Genomic DNA, 9,632 nt, shown 5'->3' on the forward strand with positions numbered 1-9,632 from the left:
GGTCGCCTTGATCGCCGTCGCTCGCAAGCTGCTCACAATCCTCAACGCCATGCTCAGGACCAAAACGCCATGGCAACCCGCTTGACAGCCAACACAGTCGCTCACCCCAACCCTCTCCCAATGGGAGAGGGGCGCACTTTCATCGTGGTCGCTGTTCAACTTAACTTCATCTGGCTTTAGCTTCATGCGAACAATCCATGCATGAACCAGTTCGGTTGCACGGCCCTGCCGTCTGCCTGCGCGATCTCGGTCTCGTAAAGTCCGTCGCGATAGAGCCAGAACCGCAATCCCGTTTCGTCCTCGACCCGAAAGTAATCGCGCGTCAACATCACTCCTTTCGCCCGCCACCACTCCATGGCGATGCGCTCGGGACCTTCGGCGTGGATCACGGCATGGGTGGCGCGGCGCCAGACAAAGCGTGCCGGCGGACCATCCGGCACCTGGGCGATCACTTTGATCTGTTCCGGCCGTTCGAACAGCCGCAACGGCCGCAATGGCGGTTCGCCCACGGCGCGCACCGGCCATGCGGCGTGCGTGGCGGCGACCAGATGATACTGCGCAGGCGCCGCCCGCACCGCGCGCTCCGGAATATGGGTGTCCTGCGGCAGGTGCACGACCACGCGCTTGCCGCCGATACGCGCGGCAATGCGATCGATCAAGGCGGTCAATTCGTCACTGTCGTGCACATTGGCGTCGAGATCGCGCTGCTGCTGCACGACGATTTCGGTGCGGCTTGCGCACATGCGGATGAGATCGAAGCCGAAACCGGGATCGAGCGGGTCGCTCAAGGCCTCCAGCCGCTCGCGAAACAGGCGATCGACCACCTCGCCTTTGGTCACGGGCTGACCGGTATCGACCAGGATGGCGCGGACGATGCCATCGGTCCGGAAAAAACGCGCTTCCAGCCGCCGCGCGCCCCTGCCCTGTTGCGACATCGCCGCCACCAGCATCCGCCCCAGCCCCGACAAGGTCGCCGAGATCACCCCTTCGGTCAAAACCGGCTCGGCGAACCGCTTTTCCACGATGTAATCGGGCAGCGGTTTGCGCGGACTGATCGGCGCATCGCTCTGGCCCAGCGCCTGTTCCAACAGCGTCGTAAAAGGAGCGCCGAACCTTGCGGTGATTTCATGCCGCGTGCGGTCCGCCACGTCACCGATGGTTTTCAGACCGGCGCGGCGCAGGCCCGTGACGATAGCCGCGTCCGCACCGAGCGCCGAAACCGGCAGCGCCCTGACCGCTTCGGCTTCCTCGCCTTCGCGGACAATGCGGCCATGGACATGCCGCGTCAGCGTGCGCGCGCACACGGCCGTGCCGGCGATGGCGGCCGAGACCGCAAACCCCTGCGCGGTCAGAATGCCGCACAAAAGCTGCATCATCGCAGCCTCGCCGCCGAACAGATGCGCACAGCCGGTGATATCGAGAAACAGGCCGTGCGGGGAATCGAGCGCCACCAGCGGGGTGAAGCGGTCGCACCACTCGGCAATGGCATTGAGCGCATGATCGTCGGCGGCCTCATCGGCATCATACACCTGCACGTGAGGACAGATGGCGCGGGCATTGGCCAGCGTCATGCCGATAGCCAGGCCGGAACGCGCGGCGGCATCGTCGAGCGCAAAAATCTGGAATGCGTTGTTCTGCTTGGCGATGACGATCGTGGGCGTATCGCTTGAACCATTCTGTGGGATTGTCAGATAGAGGTTTGATCCCTCCCCCCGCGAAGCGGTGGGGAGGGAAGGCCGAAGCGAAGCGGAGGCCAGGGTGGGGGGCTCTTCTCTTGCACCCCCCACCCTGACGCTCATTTCATTCGCGTCTTCCCTCCCCACCACTCGCTTACGCTCGCGGGGGGAGGGATAAGAGGGCGCGTCGCAAGAGATATGTTCAGCTCGCGCGTCGCCGGATAGCAGGCGCTTGATGCGGTCGATCGGCAGGCGCGGCAGCCACAGGCTGAGGATACGTCGCCGGTTTTGCGAAAAGGCACTCATCACATTTCCATTCCATGATCCACCGGCCAACAGGGCCATGACGGTTGCGGACAAGTTGCGCATCAAACAGAGGCACGCCCCACGCGCTCCACGCCGATGAAGGAGGCGGCGAATGCGCGGCACGAACGATCCATCGGGTCTCGGCCGTTGACGACTGAGGCTCCGCCGCCATCCGCAGCACTAGGGCTGTGACGCCTGAGGCTTGCGCGGCCAGCGTCAATTTGCGGCTGGCTGTGAGGTCGAGCTGTCGCGTCTCGCCCCAGACTTCCAGCACGACGGCGCCAACCGCATCGCAGACCAGCGCGTCGGCGGCCGTCCGCAACGCGCATTCCACGTCGGCTGCGCGCACGCTCACGAGAAGACGCGGATCAAGACCAAGTTCGGCCAGCCCGCTCATCGACACCGCACCCGATTCAATCTCTGTGAAACCCTGCCGTATCCACACCAATGGCCGCCGGCCAGCGGAGCGGCCGGCAAGAGCGGCAACAAAACCGGTCGCCGCAGCGCTCTGCCGGCCGGTTTGCGCAAACACTTCGTGCATGACGCCCAAGGCGAGCCCGCCTTGCAGCGTCGCATCGGCATCGGCATGCCCGAGCCTCACCCTGCGTGGTGAACAGGTCTCGCCATGCGCCTCGATGCGCTCGATTCTGCCGCGCAAGACCGCAAGCGCGCGCTCTCGCATCACCGTTCCCTCTACAGGTCTGGACCGCTTCCGGTTGTTTTGGGAGATAACCGGAAGCCGGCTCATTTGTTCATGATATGTTCTAATTTAAAGCTAACATCGTCAAAAGAGTCAATCGGGATGGAAGGAAGATTTTTTGTGAACAATTCCAACGAGATCGAAGGAACTCTGTAGCTGCTGCCTGATTAAACCAGGGCTTGCGGCTTGATCTCTCTCAAAACCAATCGGGAAATGGCCATGGCAACCGCAACGAGCCTCAAAACCCTGCGCGAAGAGGCGGCCGATTGCCGCGCCTGCCCGCTCTGGAAGAACGCGACCCAGACCGTCTTCGGCGAAGGCCCTGCCCAGGCACAGGCCGTGCTGGTCGGCGAGCAGCCCGGCGACAAGGAAGACCTTGCCGGAAAACCGTTCGGGGGCCTGCAGGGCAGATGCTGGACCGCGCCCTGATCGAGGCCGGCATCGACCGCACCAAGGTCTACGTCACCAATGCGGTCAAACATTTCAAATTCGTGCCGCGCGGCAAAATCCGCCTGCATCAGAAACCGACAACGGGCGAAATCAAAGCCTGCAGGCAATGGTACGAACGCGAACTCGCCGCCATCAAACCGGCCCTTGTCGTGGCGATGGGCGCCACCGCCGCGCAAAGCGTGCTCGGCAAAATCACACCCATCAACAGGAATCGCGGCCGCGTGATCGACCTCGATCACGGAATGAAGGCGCTGGTCACGGTGCATCCGTCCTATCTGCTGCGGCTGCCTGATGAGGATTCCAAGGCTCGCGAATATGGACGTTTCGTCGATGACCTGAAAATCGCCGCGACGCTGTTACGAACATCGGCGCATGCGGCGTAGAGCATGATCTGGACCCGGAGGGCCGCGTTAGCGCAAAGTGGAAACCGGTTTTCCCTTAGCTAACAAACGCGGAACGCGTTTGCGCGCAGATCATGCTCAAACAAACAGATGAGACCATGATGCGATTCCACTTAATCGCATCATGATCTAGATCGTCGCGGCCCAGGCCGGCGCCATCTCTCGCCGTGAAGCGGTATATCCCGCTCCTGTCATCTAACCTTCAAATACGCGGTCGATGATCGAGGCTTACCGTATCAGGGGCGTCGCCATGACCGATTTTGCACTTAACCAAACCATGCGTGGGACCGGCGGTGGGCCGATTCAGCCTGCCTCAAGGCCCAATCTCGATAAGGGTTTCAACCCACTGACGATGATACTCTTTTTCGGCGTTCTCGCTGCCGGCCTGCTATTTGTCGCCTACAGCATTTATGCCGACGTCGAAGAGACCGGCACCAAGGTCACCACCTACCTGCCCTACTTGCTGCTGATGGTGGCGCTCTTGATCGCGCTCGGCTTTGAATTCGTCAACGGGTTCCATGATACCGCCAACGCGGTGGCGACCGTCATCTACACCCATTCGCTTCCGGCCGAGGTCGCAGTGATGTGGTCCGGTTTTTTCAATTTTCTCGGCGTGCTGCTCTCGAGCGGCCTGGTCGCCTTCGGCATCGTCTCGCTGCTGCCGGTCGAACTGATCCTTCAGGTCGGGAGTAGTGCGGGCTTTGCCATGGTGTTCGCGCTATTGATCGCTGCGATCATCTGGAATCTCGGCACCTGGTATTTCGGCCTGCCGGCCTCCAGTTCGCACACCCTGATCGGCTCCATCATCGGGGTCGGCGTCGCCAATGCGCTGTTGCGCGGCCGCGACGGCACCTCCGGCGTCGATTGGAGCAAGGCGACCGAAATCGGCTATGCGCTGCTGCTCTCGCCGCTGGTCGGTTTCATCTGCGCGGCGGTCCTGTTGCTGCTTTTGAAATTCATCGTCCGCAACCCCGCGCTCTATGCCGCGCCGGAGGGCAACAAGGCGCCGCCGCTGTGGATCCGCGGCCTGTTGATCCTGACCTGCACCGGCGTCAGCTTTGCGCATGGTTCGAATGACGGCCAGAAGGGCATGGGCCTGATCATGCTGATCCTGATCGGCACCGTGCCGACGGCTTACGCCTTGAACCGCGCTTTGCCGGAATCGCAAGTGGTGCAGTTTGCGAAGACCTCGGCTGCGGCTTCTGCCGTGATCTCGGCCAAGGGCGCCGGCCACAGCATCATCGGCGATCCGCGCCCGGCGGTGACCCAATATGTCGCCCACCGCCACATCAACGAGGGCACCTACCCCTCGCTTGCGGTGCTGGTGAAGGAAGTCGGCGAGCAGGTTCAGAAATACGGTTCACTGAAGAAGATGCCCGCGGAAGCGGTCGGCAACACCCGAAATGATATGTACCTGACGTCGGAAGCCATCCGTTTCCTGATGAAGGACAAGGAGAACGATCTCAACAAGGAAGAGAGCGGCATCCTGAACGCCTACAAGGGCTCGCTGGACAACGCCACCAAGTTCATTCCGAACTGGGTGAAGATCGCGGTGGCGATCGCGCTTGGCCTTGGCACCATGATCGGGTGGAAGCGGATCGTGGTGACGGTCGGTGAAAAGATCGGCAAGTCCCATCTCACTTATGCGCAAGGCGCATCCGCCGAACTCGTCGCCGCCGCCACGATCGGAGCGGCCGACATGTTCGGGCTTCCGGTCTCCACCACCCACGTGCTGTCATCCGGTGTCGCCGGAACCATGGCAGCCAACGGGTCGGGACTGCAGATGGCGACCATCCGCAACCTGCTCATGGCATGGGTGTTGACGCTGCCCGCGGCAATTTTGATTTCCGGCTCGCTGTACGTGATCTTCGCGCGCCTGTTCTGATTGCGAACGTAACTAAAGCGCGATGATTTTTAGTTGAATCGATCTCTCGGCAGAACTCGGTTCACCTCTCCCGCTTGCGGCGGAGGTCGCCGCACTCCCGAGTGCGGCGGGCGGGGGCCGTACTTTGAAAATTGCGAGCCGTCCCAATGAATCCCCCTCCCCAGCCCTCCCCCGCGAGCGGGAGAGGGAGTTCACTTCCGTCGTAGTTACAGCGCAGCCTGGCTTCATCACGCCTTAGAAAGAAAAAGGCCCGCGTTGGATGACCCGGGCCTTTTGCATGCCTGTGGTCCCAGGCGTCACACGGCGAGCGTGTTCTCGACCAGCTTGATCCAGTATGACGTGCCATGGACGATGGCTTCGTCGTTGAAATCATAAGCCGGATGATGGAGTCCCGCGCTGTCGCCATTGCCGCAGAAGATGAACGCGCCCGGCCGCTGTTCCAGCATATAGGCGAAATCCTCGCCTCCCATCAGCGGCGGCATGTCGTGGACATTGCTCTCGCCGGCGACCTCTCTCGCGGCCCGGATCGCGATGTCCGTCTGCGCGGCGTGATTGACCACTACCGGATAGCCGCGTTCGAAGCTCAGATCGATCTTCGCCCCGGTCATCCGCGCCACGCCGTCGACCACCTCCCGCAGGCGCTGCTCGACCAGTTCCCGCACCTCGGGCGTCAGCGTGCGGACGGTTCCCTTCAACTCGGCGGTTTGCGGAATCACGTTGCGCGCATTGCCGGCATGGAATTCGCACATCGACACGACGGCGGATTCCAGCGGATCGACACTGCGTGACACGATCGATTGCAGCGCGGTGACAAGCTGCGCGCCGACCATGACGGAATCGATCGCGGTATGCGGACGCGCCGCATGTCCGCCGCGCCCCTCGATCCTGATGTCGACGGCATCCGTCGATGCCATGATCGGACCGGGACGGATCGCAAAGGAGCCGATCGGGATTCCGGGACCGTTGTGCATGCCGTAGACCTGCTCGATGCCGAAGCGGTCGAGCAACCCGTCCTTGATCATCGCGGCGGCACCGGCACCGCCCTCTTCCGCCGGCTGGAAGATGACCACGGCCTTGCCGGCGAAGTTCCGCGTCTCCGAGAGGTAGCGCGCCGCACCAAGCAGCATGGCGGTATGGCCGTCATGGCCGCACGCATGCATCCTGCCCGGCGTCCTGGAGGCGTAAGGCAGGCTGGTCGCCTCCTCGATCGGCAACGCGTCCATGTCGGCGCGAAGGCCGATCACCCTGATATCGCCGCGGCCGACCGGCTTGCGCCCCCTGATCACACCGACGACACCGGTGCGGCCAAGTCCCGTGGCGACCTCATCGCAGCCGAACTGTCGAAGCCGTTCGGCGACGAATGCGGCGGTGCGATGCACCTCGTAGAGCAATTCGGGATGTTCGTGGATATTCCGGCGCCAGGCCTGGATATCGGGTTGCAGATCGGCGACGCGATTGACGATGGGCATGGAAAAAGCTCGGGCTAAAACCTTCAGGTATTCACCATCTGACCTGATTCCGAAGTTCGCATCATTGCACGGCATACTCGTTTACGAACTTCGGACTTCTGGTTCAGAAGTCCGCATCGCGGCAATAATGATGCGGACTTCTGAACCGCCACACTAGCACGCCAGCCCAAATCGGCCCAATAACATTGACAAGAGTAGCCCTTGTCCCCGCCACATGTGTCTGACTGAATGCATGGGAGGGGCATGACGACCGTCAGGGATTGGACCGGAATTCGGGATGGCAAGGCGGCTTGAAGGTGAATTCGACTATATCGTCGTCGGCGCGGGCACCGCAGGCTGCATTGTTGCCAACCGCCTCTCCGCCGATGGCCGCAAACGTGTCCTCATCCTCGAGGCCGGCGGCAGCGACAACTGGATCTGGTTTCACATCCCGGTCGGCTATCTCTTCGCCATCGGCAATCCGCGTTCGGACTGGATGTTTCGCACCGAGCCGGAGACCGGTCTCAACGGCCGCTCGCTGGCCTACCCGCGCGGCAAGGTGATCGGCGGCTGCTCCGCCATCAACGCCATGATCTCGATGCGCGGACAGGCCGCCGATTATGATCACTGGCGTCAGCTCGGGCTGAGGGGGTGGGGATATGACGACGTGCTGCCTGCCTTCCGCCGCCTCGAGGATCATTTCCTCGGCGAAAGCGAGCACCATGGCGTCGGCGGCGGCTGGCGGATCGAAGCCCCGCGCCTGTCATGGCCGATTTTGGACGCGGTCGGAAAAGCGGCCGAACAGATGGGAATTCGCAAGATTGCGGATTTCAACACGGGCGACAATGAAGGGGTCGGCTATTTTCACGTCAACCAAAAGCGCGGACGCCGCTGGTCTTCGGCGCGCGGCTTCCTCAAGCCCGCGCTTAATCGCGCCAATCTGCGTCTCGAAAAGAACGTGCTGGTCGATCGCCTGATCATCGAACAGGGCCGCGCGGCCGGCGTGCGCTTCGAGGTCGGCGGCGAAATCATGGAGGCCCGCACCAGGGGCGAAGTGATCCTGTGCGCGGGCTCGATCGGCTCGACGCAGATCCTGCACCGCTCCGGCGTCGGGCCCGCCGAATGGCTTACTCCGCTCGGGATTGATAGCGTCCTCGATCGGCAGGGCGTCGGGCGAAATCTTCAGGATCACCTGCAACAGCGGGCGATCTACAAGGTGTACGGAATACGCACCCTCAACGAGACCTATTATTCCCTGCCGCGGCGCGGCCTGATGGGCCTCGACTATCTGCTCCGCCGTCGTGGACCGTTGACCATGGCGCCCTCTCAACTCGGGATCTTCACCCGCTCGGATCCACATCGCGAGCGCGCCAATATCCAGTTCCATGTGCAGCCGTTATCGCTCGACAAATTCGGCGACCCGCTGCACCGCTTTCCCGCGATCACCGTTTCCGCCTGCAATCTGCAGCCAACCTCGCGCGGTGCCGTGCGCATTCGCTCGGCCTCGCCCGTTGAGGCACCTTCGATCGCGCCGAATTATCTGTCGACGGAAGAGGACCGTCAGGTTGCTGCCGACGCGATCCGCACCACACGGCGGCTGATGAAGCAGAGCGCGCTCGCCCCCTATCGGCCTGAGGAATTCTTGCCCGGCCCCTCGGTCGGCGATGATGAGGCGTCGCTGGCAAGGGCTGCCGGCGATATCGGCACCACGATTTTTCATCCCGTGGGCACCGCGAAGATGGGCGTGGCGAGCGATCCGATGGCGGTGGTCGATGAGCGCTTGCGTTTTTTCGGCATTGCCCGCCTGCGCATCGCCGATGCGTCGGTGATGCCGACGATCACCTCGGGCAACACCAACACCCCGACCGCGATGATTGCCGAAAAAGGCGCGGCGATGATGCTTGAGGATTCGCGCTGATCCGCCTGGTCTCGTGAATTAAAGCATTTCGCCTAAGCGCTCTTGCGCACCGCGTTGTCGACCAGCGTCTTGCCGAGCGACCAGATCGCACCGGGAACCTTGTGGCTGGAAGCGATGACATTGTCGAACGCCGTCTCGATCCACGTGCAGTCCTCTTCGGTGATGGTCAGCGGCGGCAACAGCTTGATGGTGTGGCTGCCGTGGCCGGAGACCTGGGTCAGGATCTTGTGATCCTTGAACAGCGGCACCGTGATGAGCTGGCAGAACAAGCCCTTGTTGGCGGTTTCGAGCACGTTCCAGGACGCTTTCAACCGCAACGATTTCGGTGAGCCGAACTCCAAACCGATCATCAGGCCCTTGCCGCGCACTTCCTTCAAGAGCTCATAGCCTGGAACCATTCGGGTCAGAGCCAGCCGAAGCTCGGCGCCGCGTTTGGCGGCGGCCTCGATCAGCTTCTCCGACTTCAGAACCTCGAGCGTGGCTATACCGGCCGCCATCGCCAGATCGTTTTTGGCAAAGGTCGATCCGTGCACGACCGCGCGGTCCATCTGACTGAAAATCTTGTCGAACACCGCCTTGCGGGTGAGCAATGCGCCCACCGGAACATGACCGCCCGACAGCGCCTTGGAGAGCAGCACGATATCGGGCTCGACATTCCAGTGTTCGACCGCGAGGAATCGCCCCGTTCGACCCATTCCGGTCTGGATCTCGTCGGCTACCATCAAGGTGCCATATTTGCGGCAGAGCGCGGCCGCCCCCGGGAGAAACTCGTCGGTGGGCATGTTGACGCCCTTGCCCTGGATCGGCTCGACAATGAAGGCGGCTACCTCGCGCGAGGACAATGCCTG

6 protein-coding genes and 2 pseudogenes are annotated in these 9,632 nt (G+C 62.4%); 3 read left to right on the top strand and 5 right to left on the bottom strand.

The window, feature by feature from the left end:
* The 3 genes from VNX23_RS11215 to VNX23_RS11225 all read right to left on the bottom strand — a co-directional run.
* The coding region (locus VNX23_RS11215) for a hypothetical protein (RefSeq protein ID WP_325629994.1) at positions 1 to 186 on the bottom strand (186 nt) is incomplete at its 3' end.
* Entirely contained in the window at positions 183 to 1,799 is a 1,617-nt protein-coding gene (locus tag VNX23_RS11220; protein WP_325629996.1) for a DNA polymerase Y family protein, read from the bottom strand. The genes VNX23_RS11220 and VNX23_RS11215, both read right to left, overlap by 4 nt.
* 79 nt (positions 1,800 to 1,878) lie before the next feature.
* The gene (locus VNX23_RS11225) at positions 1,879 to 2,664 is read right to left on the bottom strand and encodes a DNA repair protein (RefSeq protein WP_325629998.1); all 786 of its coding nucleotides are present in this window, start codon (positions 2,662 to 2,664) and stop codon (positions 1,879 to 1,881) included.
* Positions 2,665 to 2,910: 246 nt separating this feature from the next.
* Between VNX23_RS11225 and VNX23_RS11230 the strand changes: the two are divergent.
* Positions 2,911 to 3,515 (top strand): annotated as a pseudogene (locus VNX23_RS11230) (UdgX family uracil-DNA binding protein); the annotation flags it as partial.
* 268 nt (positions 3,516 to 3,783) lie between these two features.
* A complete protein-coding gene (locus VNX23_RS11235) occupies positions 3,784 to 5,418 on the top strand; it encodes an inorganic phosphate transporter (protein ID WP_325630000.1) in 1,635 nt (544 codons plus the stop codon).
* Between the two features lie 296 nt (positions 5,419 to 5,714).
* Here VNX23_RS11235 and VNX23_RS11240 read toward each other — a convergent pair whose 3' ends face one another.
* On the bottom strand, positions 5,715 to 6,887 hold the full coding sequence (locus VNX23_RS11240; RefSeq protein ID WP_325630002.1) for a M20 aminoacylase family protein: 1,173 nt from the start codon (positions 6,885 to 6,887) through the stop codon (positions 5,715 to 5,717).
* Positions 6,888 to 7,164: 277 nt separating this feature from the next.
* Between VNX23_RS11240 and VNX23_RS11245 the strand changes: the two genes are divergently transcribed.
* Positions 7,165 to 8,784: a GMC family oxidoreductase gene (locus VNX23_RS11245; RefSeq protein ID WP_325630004.1), complete on the top strand. Its 1,620-nt coding sequence runs from the start codon at positions 7,165 to 7,167 to the stop codon at positions 8,782 to 8,784.
* A gap of 32 nt (positions 8,785 to 8,816) precedes the next feature.
* Here the strand turns inward: VNX23_RS11245 and hpnO are convergent.
* A pseudogene (gene hpnO / locus VNX23_RS11250) lies at positions 8,817 to 9,632 on the bottom strand (aminobacteriohopanetriol synthase HpnO); the annotation flags it as partial.

This window comes from Bradyrhizobium sp. (assembly GCF_035570375.1).
Taxonomy (GTDB): Bacteria; Pseudomonadota; Alphaproteobacteria; order Rhizobiales; family Xanthobacteraceae; genus Bradyrhizobium.

Coding starts and splice junctions, on each gene's coding strand:
- VNX23_RS11220 (WP_325629996.1), bottom strand. CDS start 1,799: ATGAGCGTCAGGGTGGGGGGTGCAAGAGAAGAGCCCCCCACCCTGGCC.
- VNX23_RS11225 (WP_325629998.1), bottom strand. CDS start 2,664: ATGCGAGAGCGCGCGCTTGCGGTCTTGCGCGGCAGAATCGAGCGCATC.
- VNX23_RS11235 (WP_325630000.1), top strand. CDS start 3,784: ATGACCGATTTTGCACTTAACCAAACCATGCGTGGGACCGGCGGTGGG.
- VNX23_RS11240 (WP_325630002.1), bottom strand. CDS start 6,887: ATGCCCATCGTCAATCGCGTCGCCGATCTGCAACCCGATATCCAGGCC.
- VNX23_RS11245 (WP_325630004.1), top strand. CDS start 7,165: ATGGCAAGGCGGCTTGAAGGTGAATTCGACTATATCGTCGTCGGCGCG.